Source organism: Bradyrhizobium sp. 62B (assembly GCF_030272265.2).
Classification (GTDB): domain Bacteria; phylum Pseudomonadota; class Alphaproteobacteria; order Rhizobiales; family Xanthobacteraceae; genus Bradyrhizobium.
The window spans coordinates 4,162,399-4,182,992 of sequence record NZ_CP092841.2; the positions used below are offsets into that span (position 1 = coordinate 4,162,399).

Here is a 20,594-nt window from a genome sequence, read left to right on the forward strand (position 1 = left end):
GAAACCGTCTTGCGCTGATCCGCTGCGTCAGACCCCCACGACCGGCACGCCGATCACGACCGGATGGAACGCAAACGCCAGCGCCAGATAGGCGACGATGCCGACCGCGACCGCGATCAGATCGTTGGTGACACCGCCGACCGGAATTGGCGGCCCGCCGGCATCGGTGCGACGCTTCAGCGAGATGCGGTCATAGACCGCCCAGCCCAGGAACGAGCCGAACAGGATGATGGAGCCGAGATCGCCGTTGGCCAACAGATGCGCCGCGGCCCACAGCTTGACGCCGGCCAGCATCGGGTGCTTCAGCGCGGCATAGATGCGACCGCGCAAGTACGAGGCGACCACCATAATGACCGCGGGCAGCATCAAGGCGACCGTGATGTGCTTCATCGCCTTCGGCGGATACCAGACGTCGATCCAGCCGGAGCTGCGGTAATGGGCAAAACCCCAGATGATCAGCGCGAGCCCCGCGAGCGAGACGACGGTGTAGAGGATCTTGTAGGTCCCCTCGCCCAGCCTGGCGATCGCCTGCGCGCGCGCCTCACGTTTCGTGGTGAAAACATGGGTGGCGAAGAACAGCACCAGCCCCAGGATCATGACCAGCAGACCCACGACATCCTCCCCTTTAGCCAACGCCCCAGCGTCTGAGGTATCATCGATTGGATGCGGGTCGCAACTGATGCGCTACTTGCCGAGCTCGCGATTGTCGACATAACGGATCGCGATCGGCCGGCCGGCGAGCGCGCCGCCGAGACCGCCCGTGAGTTTCAGCGGCAGGCAGGCATTCAGCGATGAATTGATCGCGTTGAGATAGGTGGTTCGCGTCTCTGCTGGCACGCCCGCAGTCGCATATGTGAGGCGCGGCGGGCCGATCAGTCCGCCCGCCTTGTTGAAGCTGAAACGCACCGCCATCTGCATGCCCGCGCGCGCATTGTCCGACGGCGGCGGCGGCGACCAGCAGCTGCGCAGCTCGGCAAAGAGATCGCCGATCGTATCGAGATCGTGATCGGGCTTTTGATATTTGGCGCGGTCGGCCTCCGATGGAACGCTCTGGATGGTGAGCTGGAGGTTCTGGCCATAGGGGTAGTCGAACTCGGGAATGCAGGGGCCGGGCTCGAGCGGGCTGCAATAGGACGGCGTGCAGGGCCTGTTGTCGAGCACGCTGCACGGCTCATGCGCGAACGGGATCGGATTGATCTGTCGGGGCCGCGCGTCGGCGGCGGCGGTCGAGACCGACAGCGGGAGAAGAAGGAGAATGCCGCGCCACATGGTGTGAACTCGCAAGGCCACGAGCAAAAATGGCATTGTCCACGAACGCGTCAAGCGGCGCGCAATCACGGACTCGCGCGCAAACGGTCCGCCCGCCCTACCCCTTCTTCTTCACGTCCTTGACGTTGGTGAACTCGATGCCCTCGGCGCGCTCCTTGGTGTAACCGAGATAGAACTCGTTCCGGGCGAGGTACACGGGATCGCCGTCGACGTCGTCGGCGATGCTCGAGGTGTTGGCGGCGATGAAGGTGTCGAGCTTCTTGCGGTCGTCCGAGGAGACCCAGCGCGCGAGCTGGAACTCGCTGACCTCGAACTCGACCGGCAAGGAATATTCAGCTTCCAGCCGCGCCTTCAGCACGTCGAGCTGCAGCGCGCCGACGACGCCGACCAGCGCCGGCGCACCGTCGCGCGGCCGGAACACCTGCACCACGCCCTCTTCCGACATCTGCTGCAGCGCTTCCTTCAGCTTCTTCGCCTTCATCGCATCGGTGAGCCGGACGCGGCGGACGATTTCCGGCGCGAAGCTCGGCACGCCCACGAAGTTGAAATCCTCGCCCTCGGTCAGCGTGTCGCCGATGCGCAGCGTGCCGTGATTGGGAATGCCGACGACGTCGCCGGCGAAGGCTTCATCCGCGACCGAGCGGTCCTGCGCGAAGAAGAATTGCGGGCTCGACAGCGGCATGCTCTTGCCGGTGCGCACCAGCTTCGCCTTCATGCCGCGGCTGAGCTTGCCCGAGCAGAGGCGCGCAAACGCGATGCGGTCGCGGTGGTTCGGATCCATGTTGGCCTGGATCTTGAACACGAAGGCGCTCATGCGGGGATCGGTGGCCTCGACCTTGCGCTGGTCGCTGTCCTGCGCGCGCGGCTCGGGCGCGAACTTGCCGAGGCCTTCCAGGAGATCGCCGACGCCAAAATTGCGCAGCGCGCTGCCGAAATAGACCGGCGTCAGATGGCCCTCGCGGAACGCTTCCAGCTCGAACGGCTTCGAGGCCTCGGTGACGAGCTCCAGCTCGTCCTTCACGGCGGAGACGTCGAGATTGGCGTTGAGCTTGGCGAGTTCCTCGATCGCGATCTGCTGTGCCGCGCCGGTCTTGGCGCCGCCGCCTTCGAGCAGGCGCACGCCGCCATTGACGACGTCGTAGGTGCCGAGGAAGTCGCGGCCGCGGCCGACCGGCCAGGTCATCGGCGTGGTGTCGAGCGCCAGGGTCTTCTCGATCTCGTCGAGCAGCTCGAAGACGTCGCGGCTCTCGCGGTCCATCTTGTTGATGAAGGTGATGATCGGGATGTCGCGCAGGCGACACACCTCGAACAGTTTCCGGGTGCGCGCCTCGATGCCCTTGGCGGCGTCGATCACCATGACGGCGGAATCGACCGCCGTCAGCGTGCGATAGGTGTCTTCCGAAAAGTCCTCGTGGCCCGGCGTGTCCAAGAGGTTGAAGACGAGTCCCTCGAACTCGAAGGTCATCACCGAGGTCACGACCGAGATGCCGCGCTCGCGCTCGATCTTCATCCAGTCCGAGCGCGTGTTGCGCCGCTCGCCCTTGGCCTTGACCTGACCTGCGAGGTTGATGGCGCCGCCGAACAGCAGCAACTTCTCGGTCAGTGTGGTCTTGCCGGCGTCAGGATGGGAGATGATCGCAAAGGTCCGCCGTCGCGCCACTTCAGCGGCAAGCGGCGAACGGGCCGGCGATTCGGCGGAGGTGATGGCGATGTCGGACATAGCGGCAGCGTTTGACAGGGAAAATGGGCCTGATCAAGCCTCAATTGGCGATTGCGGAGCCCTTCGGCCAGCCCCATATCGGCTTGACGATCAATCCTGGGGAAGGACGACCTTCCCGCTCATCAACACATCAGCCCGCGGGGACGACCCTGCCTTGAACGGAGGGTCGTCATGGCCTGGATCATCCTGTTCGTCGCCGGACTTCTCGAGATTACCTGGGCGATCGGCCTGAAATACACAGAAGGCTTCAGCAAGCTAGTTCCGTCCGTCGTCACGCTCGCGGCCATGGCCGGCAGCGTCATCCTGCTCGGCCTCGCCCTCAAATCGCTGCCCGTCGGAACCGCCTATGCGGTATGGACCGGGATCGGTGCGGTCGGCACCGCGACCCTCGGCATCATCCTGTTTGGCGAGCCCGCCACGGCCCTGCGTCTTGCCAGCATCGGGCTGATCGTCGCCGGGATCGTCGGGCTGAAGTTGGTTACTTGACGAAGATCTTGACCGCCCACCAGGTCAGCGCCGCGACGATGGCGGACGCCGGCATCGTGATGACCCAGGCATAGACGATCGAGCTGGCGACGTTCCAGCGCACCGCCGAAAGGCGGCGGGCGGCGCCGACGCCGACGATCGCGCCGGTGATGGTGTGGGTGGTCGAGACGGGAACCCCGAGGAAGGTCGCCATGAACAGGGTCGCGGCGCCCCCCGTCTCGGCGCAAAAGCCCTGCATCGGCGTCAGTTTGGTGATGCGCAGGCCCATGGTGCGGACGATGCGCCAGCCGCCCATCAAGGTGCCCATCGCCATCGCCGCCTGGCACGACAGCACCACCCAGAATGGTACGAAGAATTCGCCGCCGAGATGGCCCTGCGAATAGAGCAGCACGGCGATGATGCCCATGGTCTTCTGCGCGTCGTTGCCGCCATGGCCGAGCGAATAGAGCGAGGCCGAGGCGAATTGCAGGATGCGGAAGGCGCGATCGACCGCGAATGGCGTCGAGCGCACCGACGCCCAGGAGACGATTGCAACCAGCACCATCGCAAGGACGAAGCCGACGAGCGGAGACAGGACGATCGCAATGACCGTCTTGGACAATCCGCTCCAGACCGCCGCGGAGATCCCGGCTTTGGCCACGCCCGCACCGAATAACCCGCCGATCAGCGCATGCGACGACGAGGATGGGATGCCGAGCGCCCAGGTCACGAGGTTCCAGACGATGGCGCCGACCAGTGCCGCGAAGATCACCTGGGCGTCGACGATCGCGGGATCGATGATGCCGGTCCCGATGGTCTGGGCGACGTGCAGCCCGAACACCATGAAGGCAACGAAATTGAAGAACGCGGCCCAGAACACCGCGAATTGCGGCCGCAGCACGCGGGTCGAGACGATGGTCGCGATCGAATTGGCGGCGTCATGCAGGCCGTTCAGGAAGTCGAACAGCAGCGCGACGGCGATCAAGCCGACCAGGATGGGAAGACCCAACGCGGCGTCCACAGCAATCCTGCCCTACACTTGCTCGATGACGATGCTGTTGATCTCGTTCGCAACGTCGTCGAAACGGTCGGCGACCTTCTCCAGATGATCATAGATCTCGACGCCGACGATGAAGTCCATCGCATTGCCGTCGCGATGCTTGAGAAACAGCTCCTTCAGGCCGATGTCGTGGAGATCGTCGACACGGCCTTCCAGCTTGCCCAGCTCTTCCGTGATCGCGGTCAGCATCGCCACGTTCGGGCCGATCGATTGCATCAGCGGCAGCGCGCGGCCGACCAGATTGGCGCATTCGATCAGAAGCCCGCCGATCTCACGCATCGGCGGCTCGAAGCTGCGGACCTCGAACAGCATCACGGCCTTGGCGGTCTGCTGCATCTGGTCGATGGCGTCGTCCAGCGAGGTGATGAGGTTCTTGATGTCACCCCGGTCGAACGGGGTGATGAAGGTGCGGCGCACCGCCGTCAGCACCTCGCGGGTGATGTTGTCGGCGTCGTTCTCGAACTGGTTGACGCGCTGGCAGTAGACCGGCGTTTCCTCGCCCCCGTTGAGCATGCCCTGGAGCGCGATCGAACCTTGGATCACCGTCTGGGCATGTCGGTCGAACAGGTCGAAGAACCGTTCTTCCTTGGGCAGGAAAGCGCGAAACCATCGCATCATGGGGATAGGCTACCGGTTGGAAATGGCCCGGCCGGAGGGGCCGTCATGAAACTGTCATAGACCATTTTCGATCCGCGCGCGTGTCATCTCACGCCCGCGGAGCCGGATCATCCACCGCTTTCACGCGGCAGGTAAACTCACTTCAAATCAATGACTTAGAGCGATCGCCGGAAGTAATGCGCGATTTCACCGATCACGCCGCGGCGGAAGGTGAGCACGCAGATCACGAAGATCGAGCCCTGGATCACCGTCACCCATTGGCCGAAACCCGCCAGATATTGCTGCATGGCAATGATCACGAAGGCGCCGACCACGGGGCCGAAGATAGTGCCGAGGCCGCCGACCAGCGTCATCAGCACGACCTCACCGGACATCGACCAATGGACGTCGGTAAGCGAGGCGTTCTGCGCCACGAACACCTTCAGCGCACCGGCAAAACCGGCCAGCGTGCCTGACAGCACGAAGGCCAGGAACTTGTACTGGTCGGTCCGGTAGCCGAGCGAGATCGCCCGCGCCTCGTTCTCGCGGATCGCCTTTAGGACCTCGCCGAACGGCGAGTTGATGATGCGGAAGATCAGGAGGAAGCCGGCGAGGAACCCGACCAGCACGACGTAATACAGCACCGTCGGCTTGGACAGATCGAAGATGCCGAACATGCGCCCCTGCGGGATGCCCTGGATGCCGTCCTCACCGTGGGTGAAGGGGGCCTGGAGGTAGATGAAGTACAAGAGCTGCGACAGCGCCAGCGTGATCATCGAGAAGTAGATGCCCTGGCGGCGGATCGAGATGAAACCCGTGATGAGCGAGAGCACGAAAGCCGCGGCGATGCCGACGAGGATGCCGAGCTCGGGCGGCAACGCCCACACCTTCAGCGCATGGGCGCTGCAATAGCCGGCCGTCCCCAGGAACATCGCGTGGCCGAACGACAGCAGGCCGCCGTAGCCGATCAAGAGGTTGAAGGCGCAGGCGAGCAACGCAAAGCACAGCGCCTGCATCACGAAGAACGGGTAGACGCCCGTGAATGGCACCGATGCCAATACCAGCGCCATCACCACGAAAACGATCATCTCGTCGCGCATCGCGCGCGGGGTTGCCGGCAGCGTGTTGTCCGTCAGGGTTGTCATATCAGGCCGCCCTTCCCGTCAATCCCGTTGGCTTCACCAGGAGCACCAGCACCATCAGCACGAACACGACGGTATTGGAGGCCTCAGGGTAGAAATATTTGGTCAGCCCCTCGATCACCCCGAGCGCGAAGCCGGTGATGATGGAGCCCATGATCGATCCCATGCCGCCGATCACGACCACGGCGAACACGACGATGATGAGGTCGGCGCCCATCAGCGGCCGCACCTGGTTGATCGGCGCCGAGAGCACGCCGGCCAGCGCGGCGAGACCGACGCCGAGGCCATAAGTGAGCGTGATCATGCGCGGCACGTTGATGCCGAAGGCGCGCACCAGCGTCGGATTTTCGGTGGCGGCGCGCAGGTAAGCGCCAAGCTGCGTCTTCTCGATCAAGAACCAGGTCGCGATGCAGACCACCAGCGAGAATACGACCACCCAGCCGCGATAGATCGGCAGGAACATGAAGCCGAGATTCATGCCGCCCTTGAGCTGATCCGGAATGGCGTAAGGCAGGCCCGACGATCCAAAGTAGTTCTGGAACACGCCCTGCACGATCAGCGCGATGCCGAAGGTCAGCAGCAGGCCGTAGAGGTGGTCGAGCCCGGTCAGCCATTGCAGCATGGTCCGTTCCAGGATCATGCCGAAGATGCCGACGATGATGGGGGCCAGCAACAGCGCCCACCAATAGTTGATGCCGCCGAGGTTGAGCAGGAAATAGGCGACGAAGGCGCCCATCATGTAGAGCGCGCCATGGGCGAAATTGATGATGTTTAGCATGCCGAAGATCACGGCAAGCCCGAGACTGAGCAGCGCGTAGAACGAGCCGTTGATCAGTCCCACCAGTAGCTGAGCGTATAGAGCCTGCATCGATCCCGCACCCGGTCCCTTCGGCGTTCCCTTGAAAGTCGCCCGCAAGCCTTCAAGGCCTGCGGGCGGTCATCTTACTTCTTGAGCAGCGCGCACTTGCTCTCGGACAGCGGCGTGAACGCCTGGTCGCCCGGCACCGTGCCGACCAGCTTGTAGAAGTCCCACGGTCCCTTGGACTCCGAGGGCTTCTTCACTTCGAACAGGTAGGCGTTGTGGATGGTGCGGCCGTTGGGCTGGATCTCGCCCTTGCCGAACAGATCGTCCTCCGTCGGCATCGACTTCATCTTCTCGACGATCTTGACGCCGTCATGCGGATTGCCGCCGAGGGCTTCGAGCGCCTTGAGATAGTGGCGCACGCCCGCATAGACGCCGGCCTGCACCATGGTGGGCGGCGCGTTGTTCTTCATCTTTGCGGCGAAGCGCTTGGAGAACGCCCGGGTCTGGTCGTTCATGTCCCAGTAGAACGTCTCGGTGAAGTTGAGGCCCTGCGCCGTCTCCAGGCCGATCGCCTTGATGTCGGTGAGGAAGAGCAGGAGCGCCGCGAGCTTCTGGCCACCCTTGCCGATGCCGAACTCGGCCGCCTGCTTGATGGTGTTGGTGGTGTCGCCGCCGGCATTGGCAAGACCGATGATCTTGGCCTTGGACGACTGCGCCTGCAGCAGGAAGGACGAGAAGTCCGGCGTATTCAGCGGATGCTTGACGCCGCCGACCACCTTGCCGCCGTTGGCGGTGACGACCGCGGTGGTGTCGCGCTCGAGCGCAGCACCGAAGGCGTAGTCGGCGGTCAGGAAGAACCAGCTGTCGCCCCCCGCCTTGACCAGCGCCTGCCCGGTGGTGTGGGCCAGCATGTAGGTGTCGTAGGTCCAGTGCACGGTGTTAGGCGAGCACTGCGCGTTGCTGAGGTCGGACGTCGCCGCACCTGAGTTGATGTAGACGCCGTTCTTTTCCTTGATGACGTTGTTGACGGCGAGCGCCACGCCGGAATTCGGCACGTCGACGATGATGTCGACCTTGTCGACGTCGAACCATTGCCGCGCGATCGCGGTGCCGATGTCGGGCTTGTTCTGGTGATCACCGGAGATGATGTCGATCTTCCAGCCCTTCGCAGCGAGGCCGGAATCCTCAACGGCCATCTGCGCCGCGAGCGTCGAGCCGGGACCGCCGAGGTCGGCATAGAGCCCGGACTGATCGGACAATGCGCCGATCTTGACGGTCTTGTCCTGCGCAGAGGCGACGCCTACTGCGGCGAATGTCAGCGCGGTGGTCAGCAGCAATGACGCAATCGACCTGGTCTTCATGCAACTTTCCTTTTTGAATTCTTCTCGTTGGCTGTACTAAACACCAAGATAGGTGTGGAGCTTGTCCATGTTGGCGGCAAGCTCGGCATTGGAAAATCCGTCAATGATCTTGCCATGCTCGACCACGTAATAGCGGTCGGCGACGGTCGACGCGAAGCGGAAATTCTGCTCGACCAGGAGGATCGTGAAGCCCTCCTTCTTGAGCCGCGCAATGGTGTGGCCGATCTGCTGAATGATAACGGGCGCGAGGCCCTCGGTCGGCTCGTCCAGCATCAGGAAACTCGCGCCGGTGCGCAGGATGCGCGCGATCGCGAGCATCTGCTGCTCGCCCCCGGACAGCTTGGTGCCCTGGCTGTAGAGCCGTTCCTTCAGGTTCGGGAACAGCTCGAAGATCTGCTCGAGCGGCAATCCGCCTGCACGGACCACCGGCGGCAGCATCAGATTCTCGCGCACGTCGAGACTGGAGAATATGCCCCGCTCTTCCGGACAGAAGGCGATGCCCATGCGCGCGATCTTGTCGGAGGTCGCGCGGATGATCTCCTGGTTGTTGAACTTCACCGAGCCGGTCCGCTTGCCGATGATGCCCATGATCGACTTCAGCGTGGTCGTCTTGCCGGCGCCGTTACGCCCGAGCAGGGTGACGACCTCGCCTGCGTTCACGTCGAAGTTGATCCCGTGCAGGATGTGGGACTCGCCGTACCAGGCTTCGAGGTTGCGGATTTGAAGGACATTTCCGCCGGTCGCAGCCTTGGCCGGAGCCTCGGCGATCGCAGTGTCAGGCATGACCGGCTCCCAGATAGGCTTCCTTGACGCGCTCGTCCTTGGTGAGCTCGCTGTAATGACCTTGCGCGAGCACCTGCCCGCGCGTCAGCACGGTGATGATGTCGGAGAGGTTGGCCACGACGCTCAAGTTATGCTCGACCATCAGGATGGTATATTTCGCGGAGATGCGCTTGATCAGCGCCGCGATCTTGTCGATGTCCTCGTGGCCCATGCCGGCCATCGGCTCGTCCAGCAGCATCATCTCCGGGTCGAGCGCGAGCGTGGTTGCGATCTCCAGTGCACGCTTGCGTCCATAGGGCATCTCGACCGCGGGCGTGTTGGCGAACTCGTTGAGGCCGACATCGTTGAGCAGCTCGCGCGCGCGATCGTTGAAGCGGTTGAGGACCGACTTGGAGCGCCAGAAATCGAACGAAGAGCCGTGCTGGCGCTGAAGCGCGACACGGACGTTCTCCAGCGCGGTGAGATGCGGAAACACCGCCGAAATCTGGAATGAACGAACAAGCCCCAGACGGGCCACGTCGGCCGGCGCCATCGCGGTAATGTCCTGCCCGTTGTACAGGATTTTTCCGGCGGACGGTTTGAGGAACTTGGTCAGAAGATTGAAGCAGGTCGTCTTGCCGGCCCCGTTCGGACCGATCAACGCATGAATGCTCCCACGGCGAACCTTGAGCGCAACGTCGCGGACGGCGAAGAAGCCCGCGAACTCCTTGGTCAAGCCTTCCGTTTCGAGAATAAACTCATCGGCCAAACAGATTTCCCCCTGCCCGCGCGCCGCGCGTGGCTATCCTTGTTGCTTCGGCTTTCCGGAGGCCTTGTTGCCTATCCTTGGAGCCACTCCTTGGAGCCTATCCGGAACACCGCCTCCGGGCGCGGAATATGCCGGAGGTGACGGGGGTTAGGCAAGGCGGAAAGCTGAGCAGATCAGGTCTCCGCCTGGGATACAAATGCTCCCTTAGTCGGAGGCGAGTGACGTCGCGCCTGCCCGGCCTCCCGGTTCGCAAGGCACCGGTCGTCAAGCCGTCGTTAACGGTCTTTCGTTCCGCGCGCCAGCCTTCATCAAAAATTTTCCCGCAAGGGTGATGATGCGCGGGTTTTGACGCTCCGGGAATATTGTCTTGGATTTCACAAGCGCCGCTCCGTCCGTCGTCAAGTCGATCAGGCAGCGTGATCTCCTGAACACGTGGCTGCGACTCTATGCGCGCGAGCAGATCGCGCCGGCAGTCTGGGAGTATCAGCCTGCGCGGCTGGAAGAAGAGCTGTCCGATCTCATCTATTACACGGTGGACGCGTCGACGCCGGTGCCGCGCCTGACCATCCAGAGCGAAAACACGCGCATCTCGCGCGCTTATGGACATACCGGCAAAGGCGTTCTGCTCGACGAATATCTCGGGCCGCGCCTCGCGCCGTTCGTGATGCCGATCTATCACGAATGCGTCGCGCGTGGGCTGCCGGTCTACAGCGTTGCGGACGTCGACGACATCTACGGGCGCATCGTCGCTTATGAACGGCTGCTGCTGCCTTTCCAGTCCGACGGCAAGGTCTGTCACGTCATCGCATCGGTCAAGACCTTCTGCGAGGACGGCGGCTTCGAGATCAAGAATCTGATGCGCGGAAACGACGCACTGCCGCGTCCGAAACTGCGCGCCGTGATCGATCACGAGCTCTTCCATCGCGCGCCCGGACGCATCGCGACGGCCGACGTGGTCGAGTTCGCGGACCAGCCGGGGCCCGGCGTCCCCAACGAGATCATCGAGCTGAACTAGCGCTCAGCGCTTTCCGCCGACTTCCTTGGCATAGATGTCCGGCTTGAAGCCGACCAGCAGCTTGCCGCCGATTTCCAGCACCGGCCGCTTGATCATCGATGGTTGCGCTAGCATCAGCGCCAGCGCCTTCTTCTCGGAGAGCCCTTCCTTGTCGGACTCGGGCAGCTTCTTGAACGTCGTCCCGGCGCGATTGAGCAGCGTCTCCCAGCCGACCTTGTCGCTCCATTGCTCGAGCTTGTCTTTCTCCACGCCCGCCGACTTGTAGTCGTGAAACGCGTAAGGCACGCCGTGAGTGTCGAGCCAGGCGCGCGCCTTCTTCATGGTGTCGCAGTTCTTGATGCCGTAGATGATGTTGGGCAAGACGTTCCTCGCGCATGACGGATCGTGATGGACGTGGCGTTGTACGAAACTCCGCTTCGCGCGACAATATTGCGAACGACGCTACCGAACGGACATCCCATGCACGTCACCCACGATCCCGCAGCCGCCGCCACGCCGATCATCGACTTCAACAGCTTCCTCGCGGTCGATATCCGCGTCGGCACCATCGTCGACGCCAAACCGTTTCCCGAGGCGCGCAAGCCGGCGTTTCGGCTGTGGATCGACTTCGGACCCGCCATCGGCGTGCGCAAGAGCTCGGCCCAGATCACCGAGAACCATCCGCTCGAGACCTTGGTGGGACAACAGGTCGCGGCCGTCGTCAATTTCCCGCCGCGCCAGATCGGACCAGTCATCTCGGAGGTGCTGACGCTCGGCTTCCCAGATGCCAGCGGCAAGGTCGTGCTGGTGCAGCCCAGCCAGCCGGTGCCGAACGGCGGACGGCTATTCTAGCCGCGCCAGCCGGGGCTGCGGCACCGCGTCCGCCGCAGTCTCAAGGAAACTCCCTAGTTTGCCGCCGCCGGCCGGCCAGGACTTGACGCGATCCGCTTTCGACAATAAAAATGACTGACTGATCGTTTTTTATTTGCATCGGCCTTCATCCGGCTAAGGCGTCGTCGACCGGAAAACGACCGATCTGTCAGTTATTTGAGGCGGCTGAATGCCCAAGATCAGCGACAAGCAACGCGAAAGCCGGCGGCAGCAGATTCTCGACGCGGCCCTCGCCTGCTTCTCGGAAGACGGTTTTCACCAGACCGGGATGGCCGACATCGTGAAGCGGTCCGGATTGAGCCATGGCGCGGTCTATCTCTACTTCCAGAGCAAGGACGATTTGATCGAGGCGCTCGCCGACGACCGGCATCGCCGCGAAGCCGTGCTCAATTCGGTCGCGCAGGGATCCGGCGACCCGATCGAAGGACTTCACGCGCTGATCCGCGTCTACGCGCAATGGCTGACCGATCCCGCCGGCGAAGCCCGCCGCCGGGTCGGCATCCATGGCTGGGCCGAAGCCCTGCGCAACCGCCGCGTCCGCAGCAGCGTCATCGAAGGCATCGACATGCCACGCGCGCTGATCGTGGCGCTGGTCGAGCGCGGCCAGCATGACGGTCTCATCCGGCGCGACCTCGGCGCCGACGCGATCGCGCGCGTGCTGATCGCGATCTTCCAGGGGTTTGTGCTGCAAAAATCCTGGGGCGACGCATTTGACGTCGAAGCCTGCATGGCGGCCGTGGCCGGCGTGATCGACGGCCTGCGCACGACGAAGCCTGACGTCAGGCGGCGAGCCCGGACGTAAGCGATGTCCTGGCTTCACGACACCCTCGCCGGTGGTGGCGTCGGTCTGGTCGCAGGGCTGGCATCGGGCTTCACGGGGACGAGCCCCGGCGGCGGCCTCGTGATCTTCTCCGTGCTGCTGCTCGGGGCCGAGCAACACGTCGCCCAGGGCACCTCGCTGATCACCCAACTTCCGCCGACCGGTCTTGCCGGCATCCGCCGTTATTGGCAGAGCGGCAATCGCACCCCCTTGCGGTGGATCGCCTGGATCGGCCTCGGGTTTCTGATCGGTGGCGCCGGCGGCGGTTATGCCGCGACCGCGGTTTCGGATTCCGTCCTGCAATGGACTTATGTCGTCTATCTCCTCGCGCTGATCGCCCTGTTGATCCTGCGCCGCGACCGCAAGGACAGCCACCTTGAAGCCGGTGAGCGCGATCAACTTCACTGGTTGCCCCTGATCCTGATCGGCACGCTTGCGGGCTTTTCCTCAGGCTTCATGGGCATTGGCGGCGGTCTTGCGATCACCGTCGGCCTCGCCGCCGGATTTCGCGTGCCACAGCATCAGGCGCAGCTCGTCAGCCTCGTCTTCTCGGTGATCCCGACCAACCTCCCGGCAGCCTGGATCTACTGGAGCAAGGGGCTGATGGTCGGCTGGCCGGCCATCATCGGCATTCTCGCCGGCCTCTGGGTTGGCACCGACCTCGGCGCACGCATGGCCAACGGCGTCAGCCGATCGATGCTCCGCCAGGCCATGATCGCGCTCGTCTCGCTGATGGCGTTCTACATGACCTACAAGGCGCTGAGCTAGCCTTACGGCCGCTGCGGAATGTTCAGCCCGCGCTGCACTGCCGGACGCGCAAGCCCACGCTCGAGCCAGGCACCGACCGACTTGAACTGGGTGAACTCGACGAGATCGCCGGCGCCGTAGAAGCCGATGAGATTGCGCACCCAGCCGAGCATCGAGATGTCGGCAATGGTGTAGTCGTCATCCATGAACCATTGCCGGCCGGAAAGATGCGTGTCCATGACGCCGAGCAGGCGCCTGGCTTCGGCGACGTAGCGATCGCGCGGCCGCTTGTCCTCAAAGTCCTTGCCGGCGAATTTGTGGAAGAAGCCGACCTGGCCGAACATCGGCCCGACGCCGCCCATCTGGAAATGCAGCCATTGAAGCGTCTGGTAGCGGCGCGCCGCGTCCTGCGGCAGCAGCTTGCCGGTCTTCTCCGCGAGGTATTGCAGGATCGCGCCTGACTCGAACAGCGGCAGCGGCCTGCCGCCGGGACCGTTGGGATCGAGGATCGCCGGGATCTTGCCGTTCGGATTGAGCGAGAGGAATTCAGCCGTCTTCTGGTCGTCCTTGCCGAAATCGACGAGATGGACTTCGTAGGGAAGCCCGATCTCCTCCAGCATGATCGAGACCTTCACACCATTCGGCGTCGGCAGGGAGTAGAGTTGAAGCAGCTCGGGATGCTTGGCCGGCCAGCGCTTGGTGATGGGAAAGGCGGACAGATCAGACATCGGGACTCCGGCTGCGTTCGCGAGATGCCGCCTAATCTAGGCTGGCGGACGAACGACGCAAGGCCGGCACTTCGTCTGATTATCCCCTTGAAGCAACTAGGGTGGCAGCGTTGCGATCCTGACGACCGGGGTCAGGGTTTCATGCTGCAATCGGTACTGGATGAACCATTGACCCGTGATCAGCAGCGCGGCCGTGAAAGCAGTCGCGAGCGTCGCGGTCGCCCATTGGCAGACGTCGTACATGGCCTTTGTCCCTCAACTCCTTTGGCCTAAACGCCCGCTCACGTGCCGCGTTCCCAGTTTGCATGAATATTTTGCCGGTTTTTCCCGGTGTCGCCGGGGCATCATTTCGGAGACCATCGAGCACTTTGCGCGTTGTGACGAGATGAACATCGAGAAGCGCGCCCTGCTCGACCACGCCCAACGCTGTCGCCGCGTCGCGGACGATCTCGCCCATCGCGAAGCCGCAGGACGGCTGCGAGCAATGGCCGATGCGTACGAAGCGAGAGCGGCAAGACTGGACGACGAGGATGACTGCTCGAAGCCGGGCCATCGCGGTCATGGCCACCTTGCCGGTACATGCGATCGGCGGGATTGAGCGGTTCAATAGTTGATCTCCATCCGCAGTCCACGCGGATCGGTCTCCTCGCCGCCGACACGCAGCGTGCTGTCGCGCGCCGCCACGGCGCAGCCACAGGCATCGATGAGATCGTCGCGGCCGATGCCGGTGCCATGGCGAAGCGTCAGCCATCTCTCGATCTTGGTGAAGCCGCGGTCTTTCAGCAGCGCAATGCGCTGCTCACGCCCCCGCGGCGACGTCTTGGGTTCAAGCCGCACCCGTCCTGCCAGATTCCAGAACACCAATTCCGGATGCGCTTCGCCGATCGTCGCCTGTCGCGCTGGCGTCATGACGTCGTCGACCTCCCTGATCTTGTCCCTGATATTCCAGAGCTGCGCCGACACGCCCCTGCCCTTGCCCTCGTGCGTCCAGTAATGGCGATTGGCCGTGGCCATGTCCGGGAATGTCCAGAGGTCGCGGCGCGCACCGAGAAACACGGCTGGACCAATCAGCTCGCGCGCACGCAGATCGCAAGCGCGATAGCCGCTCGGATTCAACCCGATCGGCATGTCGATCATCGCACGCGCATGCGGCAGCGCGAGCAGGCGCGTCAGGCCCGGCGAATAATCGAAGCCGTGATCGCCGCGCTCGTCGATCCAGGCTGCGACCCAGCCAAGGCGAAATCCGTCGAGGCCGAGATAGTTCGGCACGTCATGCGTCCGTCATTTTCAATTTCACCGCGCGCGTCGCTTGACATCCGCAAGTTGCGGGCGTATGTCCCGCGCCCTCGCAAGCACTTCCGTTTGCGACAAGCACCATGAACCGAGCGATGTCGTACCGCTACGAAAGAATTGTCCGCATGCCGAATAGCCCAAAGCTATTCGACGGCGCATGCCCGGCTCATGGGAGCGATCTTGCCTGACCGCAAGATCGACAGTCCGCTTCTGGACCCTCCCGAGCCTGCCGCTCCGGAGGGTTTTTTGTTGCCCGCCGCGCGGCCCGATCGAACATCCCGGCAATCGCCGGAACGAGAGACCCGGATCTCGGGGCTCGCGCTGAGAACGCGCGTGCCCAAGCGCGCGGGGCCTGCCGGAGGGAACGAGGCGATGAGCCGGACACCGATGGCAGAGCGAACCCGAAGGGTTCGCAACATGCGGCGCGTCGACAGCGCCGCGATAGAATTTTCTTAAGATTGGTTTGCCGCTGTCATCGCGGCTCAACCGACGCTGGTGGTGAAGATGTCGGATACTTCTCCACACGGCACAGCGGGTATGCCTCCCGCCTTTGACACACGCACCGGGATGCGGCCTCGGAAAAGGTTCGCACGCGGCCCGGCGCAGGACTCGTCCGTAAGGACGGCGACTGTGTTGTCGTCACTGAAAGCCGATATCGCCCGTTCCCCAGCGTACCCATCAACGGCCGATGCGAGAGCATCGGCCTGGCGGTGGTGAAGATGCCTGTTACTTCGTGGTAAGGCGCGAAAGCGCCGAGCAGGTTCGAGCCCTGCACGCCGAAAGGCGGTTCGCCCGGAAGGGCAGCAACAGCATCGATCGTTCCCCGCCAACCCCATCACGATCCGTGGTGAAGATGTCTGTTACTTCGCCTGCCACGCGAGAGGTCGCGGGTTCGAATCCCGCCCGGTGTCCCATGCACCGGTAGCTCAGAGGATAGAGCGCTTTCCGGCAAGCTCACGCTTGTCGGGTCACAGCATCGCCTGTTCCCGGATCGTGTCCTCTCAACCACCGCCGGTGGTGAAGGGCGCTGTTACTTCGTGAATCACACTGTCGAAGGTTCGACTCCTTCCGGACGAAAGTCCGTAGCTCAGCGGTAGAGCATGTGGAGCCCCTCGTGGGCAGGACAGCCTCGCTTGTTCCCCGGCACCCGTTTCCATGTCCCCATCAACCCAAGAGGAGGCCGTCATGGTCAGGCTCAACAAGATCGTTCGCGCCTTCACGCGGGAGGGCGCACGCGCAATCCGCTTCACGCCCGAGATGGAGCTGAAGCGCGCGCTGATGAACTGCCTCCTGTGGGAGGACCAGTTCTACGAGGACGGTGTCGCGATCGCCGACCGCATCAAGACCCTGGTGCCCAAGGTCGCGCCTGCGCGCGTCGCGCAGCTCGCGATCGAGGCGCGCGAGGTTATGAAGCTGCGGCATGCGCCGCTGCTCGTCATCCGCGAGATGGCGCGCAGCGAAAAGCACCGTGCTCTCGTGGCTGACACGCTCGCTCAGGTGATCCAGCGGCCCGACGAGATGACGGAGCTGCTCGCGATCTACTGGGCGGACGCGCTTGGGCCGATGCAGCAGCGCAAGCGTCAGCCGGTCTCCGCGCAGGTCAAGAAGGGTCTTGCCCGCGCGCTGACCAAGTTCGACGCCTACCAGCTCGCCAAGTGGGACCGCGACGGCGCGGTGCGGATCAGGGACGTGCTGTTCCTGGTGCACGCCAAGCCGAAGGACGCCGACCAGGCGAAGGTCTGGAAGCAGCTCGTCGACGGCGAGCTCGCCTCCCCCGACACCTGGGAGGTCTCGCTCTCCGCCGGCAAGAGCAAGCGCGAGACCTTCGAGCGGCTGATCGCCGAGCGCAAGCTCGGCGGCCTGGCGCTGCTGCGCAATCTGCGGCTGATGCAGACTGCGCAGGTCCCGCGCGAGACCATCGCAGGCGCGATCGAGGCGATGCGGACGGATCGTATCCTCCCCTATCGCTTCATCACGGCGGCGCGCTATGCGCCGGACTTCGAGCCCGAGCTCGAGGCTGCGATGCTCAAGTCGGTCAAGGACCATGTGCGGCTGCCCGGCCGGACGCGGCTCCTGATCGACGTGTCGGGCTCGATGTTCGCGACCCTCTCCGCGCAGTCGGAAATGACACGCGCGGAGGCGGCGTGCGGTCTTGCCATCCTCGCCCGCGAGATCTGCGACGAGGTCGAGATCTTCACCTTCAGCAATGATGTCGTGAAGGTCCCGCCCCGCCGCGGCTTCGCACTGCGGGACGCGATCATCAACTCGCAGTCCCACGGCGGGACCTATCTCGGCAAGGCCGTGACGGAGATCGACCGCAAGGGCGATCGCCTCATCGTCTTCACCGACGAGCAGAGCCACGACCAGGTGCCCGAGCCCAAGGCGCGCGGCACCATCGTGAACGTGGCCTCGTATCAGCACGGTGTCGGTCACGGCGCCTGGACGCGCGTCAACGGCTTCTCCGAGGCCGTGGTCGCGTGGATCGCAGCGTCGGAGACGGCGTTGCACTGATGCGCGACGACAACGACCCCGGACGCAGGATGCTGCGCCCGGGGTCGGCAAAATCTCTGAAATGATCTGCTCGCACCTTCTATAGTGCGCGTGGAATGACAAGGACCTGTGACCATGCGACGACCCGATCCCTACACGGAACGCGCCCGCGAGCTCTGCCTCGCCGCCGGTGTCGATCCCGACTCGCGCGTCGGCGAAGGACGCGGCCAGCCGGCCTGGTGCCTGTACAAGGACGCCGCGCGCAAGGAACATCTGGCCCGCGAGGCCAATGCGACCGCGAGCTCGATCGCCGAATTCCGGATGCAGGACGCCCGCTTCCAGAATGCGCCGCTGAAGGTGTTCGGCCCGCACGAGGACGCGACGATCGCGCAGATGCGCAACTGCATGGCGGTCGGCAACGTCGTGTCCGGCGTGATCTGCGCCGACGGCCATCTCGGTTACGCCCAGCCGGTCGGCGGGGTCATCGCCTATGAGAAGCAGATCAGCATCTCCGGCGTCGGCTTCGACATCGGCTGCGGCAACATGGCGGCAAAGCTCGACACCCGCTTCGACGACATCGCGGGCCGGGTCCCCACGATCATCCGCGACGTCGCCAAGACGATCTCGTTCGGGGTCGGCCGGGCCAATGCCGAGCGGGCCGAGCACCATCTGTTCGACGACGGCGATGCCTGGCGCGAGAGCGACATGGAGGACTACCGCAAGAAAGCGGTGAGCCAACTCGGCACGGTCGGATCGGGCAACCATTATGTCGACCTCATGCGCGACGAGGAGGGCTTCGTCTGGATCGGCGTCCACTTCGGAAGCCGCGGTCTCGGGCACACTTCCGCGACGCGCTACCTCAAGGCCGCCGGCGGCAAGGACGGCATGAACGTTCCGCCCGCGGTGGTCGACGAGGACTCAGAGCTCGGCCGCCGCTACATTGCGGCGATGCAGCTCGCCGGGCGTTATGCCCATGCGGGCCGCGAGTGGGTCGTCGAGCGCGTCCGACAGATCATCGGCGGCAGCGTGACCGAGAGCGTGCACAACCACCACAACTACGCCTGGCATGAGACCCACGACGGGCGCGATCTGTGGGTGGTGCGCAAGGGCGCGACGCCGGCGTTTCCCGGCCAGAAGGGATTCGTCGGCGGCTCGATGGGAGACGACGCCGTCATCCTCGAGGGCGTCGACAGCCCGGAAGCCAAGGCCTCGCTCTATTCGACCGTGCATGGCGCCGGCCGCCTGTTCGGACGACGGGAGGCGAAGCGGCGCTTCTCGCGCGAGCAGATGGACCAGTGGCTCAACGAGCGCGGCGTGACCTTGATCGGCGCCGACCTCGACGAAAGCCCGATGGCCTATCGCCGCCTGCCGGACGTGCTGGCGCAGCACGCCGGCACCGTGCGCGTGCTGCACACGCTGCGGCCGTTCGCCGTCGCCATGGCCGGCGAAGGCGAGTTCGATCCGTGGAAGGACTGACACAAACAGGGAGTGGGAGGCACCGCCCCCACTCCCAAGATCTATTCCGCCTCGTCGCGATGGCGCTCGAACAGACGCTGCGCCAGCAGCGCATGGCCGAGCGTGCCGCCGGCGCGGACCGCCGCCGCGATCAGGGCAGCTTCCGCGACCTCCTCCCGCGAGGCGCCGGCCCTCGCCGCCTGCGCTGTATGCACGTCGAGGCAATAGGCGCATTGCGTCGTGAGGGCGACCGCGAGCGAGATCAGCTCGCGGTATTTCGGCGGGATCAATCCGTCCTTGCGCTCGACCGCATGGTTGAACGCCAGGAACGCGTTGGCCTCGACCGGGGCCAGCGCCACGAAGGCCGGAACAGATTTCAGATCGTGGGGGCTTTGATAATTGCTCATGTCTCATCTCGTCAGATATTCGCGCATCAAGGCCCGGGCGCGATGCAGGCGGGCCTTCACGGTCTGCCTGGTCGCACCGAGCGCGGCGGCAATGTCGTCGATCGTCATTTCCTTGACGTCGCGCATCAGCGCAACATCGCGATAATGCGGCGGCAGCGCCTCGAACGCCGCAGCCACGTCGAGCCGCAGATCGGCCTCGGGGCGCGACAGCAGCAGCGCCTCCGCCTCGCTCTCATCGACCGCGAGCACGAGGCCCGCCTTGCGGGCCAATCGAAGACATTCGCGGCGGACCACGCTGAACAGCCAGGCCGAAAACGCCAGCAGCGAGCGGATCGTGCCGACATGCCGGAACAGGATCCACAGCGCCTCCTGCGCCGCGTCCTCGGCATCGGCCGAGCTGCGGCAGGTCGCGCGGGCATAACGGCGGATGTCCGGCTGCGCCGTCTCGAGGAGGCGCGCGATCGCATCGGGATCGCCGAGCCGGGCGGCCTCGAACAGGTTCGGCGAGATCGCAGCCGCACTCACGACACGCCCCCTCGCCCGATCCCGGCCATCGCGCACATCGGGCAATAGCCAACGAGCCCCGTCAGCGCGAAGCCGGCGCCGGCCAGCGCAACCAGCCACGCCGTCGCACCCGCCAGATAAATGAATGCCGCGACCGCCACCGCGACGCCCAGAGCGATTCGCACCGCCTGATGCAGGCCGCCGATGTTCTTCCTGTAAAATGCCATTGCATCCTCCGAGATGAGCCGAGGCTGACTGCCTCGACTACCAAGAGGGCGCGCCCGCCAAAAAGGATTCGCGGCGGGTAACAAATTT

25 protein-coding genes are annotated in these 20,594 nt (G+C 64.2%); 8 read left to right on the top strand and 17 right to left on the bottom strand.

Annotated elements, in window-relative coordinates; all coding sequences use genetic code 11:
• Positions 1 to 27: 27 nt before the first annotated feature.
• The 3 genes from ML401_RS19675 to ML401_RS19685 all read right to left on the bottom strand — a co-directional run bounded on the left by ML401_RS19675 (position 28) and on the right by ML401_RS19685 (position 2,989).
• Positions 28 to 612 carry an NnrU family protein gene (locus tag ML401_RS19675; protein WP_211417403.1) on the bottom strand — a complete coding sequence of 195 codons (585 nt, stop codon included), beginning with the start codon at positions 610 to 612 and terminating at the stop codon, positions 28 to 30.
• A 72-nt stretch (positions 613 to 684) separates the two neighbouring features.
• Positions 685 to 1,269: a hypothetical protein gene (locus ML401_RS19680; RefSeq protein ID WP_285806615.1), complete on the bottom strand. Its 585-nt coding sequence runs from the start codon at positions 1,267 to 1,269 to the stop codon at positions 685 to 687.
• Between the two features lie 97 nt (positions 1,270 to 1,366).
• Positions 1,367 to 2,989: a peptide chain release factor 3 gene (locus tag ML401_RS19685; RefSeq protein ID WP_285806616.1), complete on the bottom strand. Its 1,623-nt coding sequence runs from the start codon at positions 2,987 to 2,989 to the stop codon at positions 1,367 to 1,369.
• 171 nt (positions 2,990 to 3,160) lie between these two features.
• On the opposite strand from ML401_RS19685, the gene sugE reads away from it, so the two are divergent.
• Positions 3,161 to 3,475: a quaternary ammonium compound efflux SMR transporter SugE gene (sugE, locus tag ML401_RS19690; RefSeq protein ID WP_285806617.1), complete on the top strand. Its 315-nt coding sequence runs from the start codon at positions 3,161 to 3,163 to the stop codon at positions 3,473 to 3,475.
• Here sugE and ML401_RS19695 read toward each other — a convergent pair.
• The 7 genes from ML401_RS19695 to ML401_RS19725 form a co-directional block, all read right to left on the bottom strand.
• Positions 3,468 to 4,475: an inorganic phosphate transporter gene (locus ML401_RS19695; RefSeq protein WP_194402502.1), complete on the bottom strand. Its 1,008-nt coding sequence runs from the start codon at positions 4,473 to 4,475 to the stop codon at positions 3,468 to 3,470. The two genes, sugE and ML401_RS19695, sit on opposite strands and share 8 nt — an antisense overlap.
• A 12-nt stretch (positions 4,476 to 4,487) precedes the next feature.
• On the bottom strand, positions 4,488 to 5,132 hold the full coding sequence (locus tag ML401_RS19700) for a DUF47 domain-containing protein (protein ID WP_128917587.1): 645 nt from the start codon (positions 5,130 to 5,132) through the stop codon (positions 4,488 to 4,490).
• Positions 5,133 to 5,287: 155 nt separating this feature from the next.
• Positions 5,288 to 6,256, bottom strand: a complete 969-nt coding sequence (locus ML401_RS19705) for a branched-chain amino acid ABC transporter permease (RefSeq protein ID WP_285806618.1) — start codon at positions 6,254 to 6,256, stop codon at positions 5,288 to 5,290.
• Position 6,257: 1 nt separating this feature from the next.
• Complete coding sequence (locus tag ML401_RS19710) at positions 6,258 to 7,121, bottom strand: branched-chain amino acid ABC transporter permease (protein WP_285806619.1); 864 nt, start codon at positions 7,119 to 7,121, stop codon at positions 6,258 to 6,260.
• 74 nt (positions 7,122 to 7,195) lie between these two features.
• Complete coding sequence (locus ML401_RS19715) at positions 7,196 to 8,419, bottom strand: ABC transporter substrate-binding protein (protein ID WP_194402505.1); 1,224 nt, start codon at positions 8,417 to 8,419, stop codon at positions 7,196 to 7,198.
• Between the two features lie 36 nt (positions 8,420 to 8,455).
• On the bottom strand, positions 8,456 to 9,202 hold the full coding sequence (locus tag ML401_RS19720; RefSeq protein WP_211417409.1) for an ABC transporter ATP-binding protein: 747 nt from the start codon (positions 9,200 to 9,202) through the stop codon (positions 8,456 to 8,458).
• Positions 9,195 to 9,950, bottom strand: coding sequence for an ABC transporter ATP-binding protein (locus tag ML401_RS19725; RefSeq protein WP_285806620.1), 756 nt, complete (start codon positions 9,948 to 9,950; stop codon positions 9,195 to 9,197). The genes ML401_RS19720 and ML401_RS19725 overlap by 8 nt, the downstream gene beginning before the upstream one ends.
• A gap of 367 nt (positions 9,951 to 10,317) precedes the next feature.
• On the opposite strand from ML401_RS19725, the gene ML401_RS19730 reads away from it, so the two are divergent.
• Positions 10,318 to 10,965, top strand: coding sequence for a hypothetical protein (locus tag ML401_RS19730; protein ID WP_285806621.1), 648 nt, complete (start codon positions 10,318 to 10,320; stop codon positions 10,963 to 10,965).
• 3 nt (positions 10,966 to 10,968) lie between these two features.
• Here the strand turns inward: ML401_RS19730 and ML401_RS19735 are convergent, their stop codons facing one another.
• Positions 10,969 to 11,325 (bottom strand): ArsC family reductase, encoded by a 357-nt coding sequence (locus tag ML401_RS19735; RefSeq protein WP_285806622.1) that lies wholly within the window; start codon positions 11,323 to 11,325, stop codon positions 10,969 to 10,971.
• Between the two features lie 99 nt (positions 11,326 to 11,424).
• Here ML401_RS19735 and ML401_RS19740 point away from each other — a divergent pair, with 99 nt between their 5' ends.
• The 3 genes from ML401_RS19740 to ML401_RS19750 all read left to right on the top strand — a co-directional run bounded on the left by ML401_RS19740 (position 11,425) and on the right by ML401_RS19750 (position 13,423).
• Complete coding sequence (locus tag ML401_RS19740) at positions 11,425 to 11,796, top strand: tRNA-binding protein (protein WP_259211476.1); 372 nt, start codon at positions 11,425 to 11,427, stop codon at positions 11,794 to 11,796.
• A 208-nt stretch (positions 11,797 to 12,004) separates the two neighbouring features.
• Positions 12,005 to 12,637, top strand: coding sequence for a TetR/AcrR family transcriptional regulator (locus tag ML401_RS19745; RefSeq protein WP_211417413.1), 633 nt, complete (start codon positions 12,005 to 12,007; stop codon positions 12,635 to 12,637).
• Positions 12,638 to 12,640: 3 nt separating this feature from the next.
• Complete coding sequence (locus tag ML401_RS19750; protein WP_285806623.1) at positions 12,641 to 13,423, top strand: sulfite exporter TauE/SafE family protein; 783 nt, start codon at positions 12,641 to 12,643, stop codon at positions 13,421 to 13,423.
• A gap of 2 nt (positions 13,424 to 13,425) precedes the next feature.
• Here the strand turns inward: ML401_RS19750 and ML401_RS19755 are convergent, their stop codons facing one another.
• Both ML401_RS19755 and ML401_RS19760 read right to left on the bottom strand, forming a co-directional pair.
• Entirely contained in the window at positions 13,426 to 14,130 is a 705-nt protein-coding gene (locus ML401_RS19755) for a glutathione S-transferase family protein (protein ID WP_285806624.1), read from the bottom strand.
• A 96-nt stretch (positions 14,131 to 14,226) separates the two neighbouring features.
• Entirely contained in the window at positions 14,227 to 14,373 is a 147-nt protein-coding gene (locus ML401_RS19760; protein WP_211417416.1) for a hypothetical protein, read from the bottom strand.
• Between the two features lie 142 nt (positions 14,374 to 14,515).
• Between ML401_RS19760 and ML401_RS19765 the strand changes: the two genes are divergently transcribed.
• Positions 14,516 to 14,728, top strand: coding sequence for a hypothetical protein (locus ML401_RS19765; protein WP_211417417.1), 213 nt, complete (start codon positions 14,516 to 14,518; stop codon positions 14,726 to 14,728).
• A 5-nt stretch (positions 14,729 to 14,733) separates the two neighbouring features.
• Here ML401_RS19765 and ML401_RS19770 read toward each other — a convergent pair whose 3' ends face one another.
• On the bottom strand, positions 14,734 to 15,399 hold the full coding sequence (locus ML401_RS19770; protein ID WP_285806625.1) for a DUF429 domain-containing protein: 666 nt from the start codon (positions 15,397 to 15,399) through the stop codon (positions 14,734 to 14,736).
• A 1,209-nt stretch (positions 15,400 to 16,608) separates the two neighbouring features.
• On the opposite strand from ML401_RS19770, the gene ML401_RS19775 reads away from it, so the two are divergent.
• Together ML401_RS19775 and ML401_RS19780 are read left to right on the top strand one after the other, a co-directional pair.
• Positions 16,609 to 17,934, top strand: coding sequence for a TROVE domain-containing protein (locus tag ML401_RS19775; protein ID WP_285806626.1), 1,326 nt, complete (start codon positions 16,609 to 16,611; stop codon positions 17,932 to 17,934).
• 114 nt (positions 17,935 to 18,048) lie between these two features.
• The gene (locus tag ML401_RS19780) at positions 18,049 to 19,389 is read left to right on the top strand and encodes an RtcB family protein (protein WP_285806627.1); all 1,341 of its coding nucleotides are present in this window, start codon (positions 18,049 to 18,051) and stop codon (positions 19,387 to 19,389) included.
• Positions 19,390 to 19,430: 41 nt separating this feature from the next.
• On the opposite strand, the gene ML401_RS19785 is transcribed toward ML401_RS19780, so the two are convergent.
• Genes ML401_RS19785 through ML401_RS19795 form a run of 3 tightly spaced genes read right to left on the bottom strand, consistent with a single transcriptional unit; the run spans position 19,431 to position 20,506 of the window.
• Complete coding sequence (locus ML401_RS19785) at positions 19,431 to 19,775, bottom strand: carboxymuconolactone decarboxylase family protein (protein WP_285806628.1); 345 nt, start codon at positions 19,773 to 19,775, stop codon at positions 19,431 to 19,433.
• Between the two features lie 3 nt (positions 19,776 to 19,778).
• A complete protein-coding gene (locus ML401_RS19790) occupies positions 19,779 to 20,300 on the bottom strand; it encodes an RNA polymerase sigma factor (protein ID WP_194402519.1) in 522 nt (173 codons plus the stop codon).
• Complete coding sequence (locus ML401_RS19795) at positions 20,297 to 20,506, bottom strand: DUF2892 domain-containing protein (RefSeq protein ID WP_194402520.1); 210 nt, start codon at positions 20,504 to 20,506, stop codon at positions 20,297 to 20,299. The genes ML401_RS19790 and ML401_RS19795 overlap by 4 nt, the downstream gene beginning before the upstream one ends.
• Between the last annotated feature and the right edge of the window lie 88 nt (positions 20,507 to 20,594).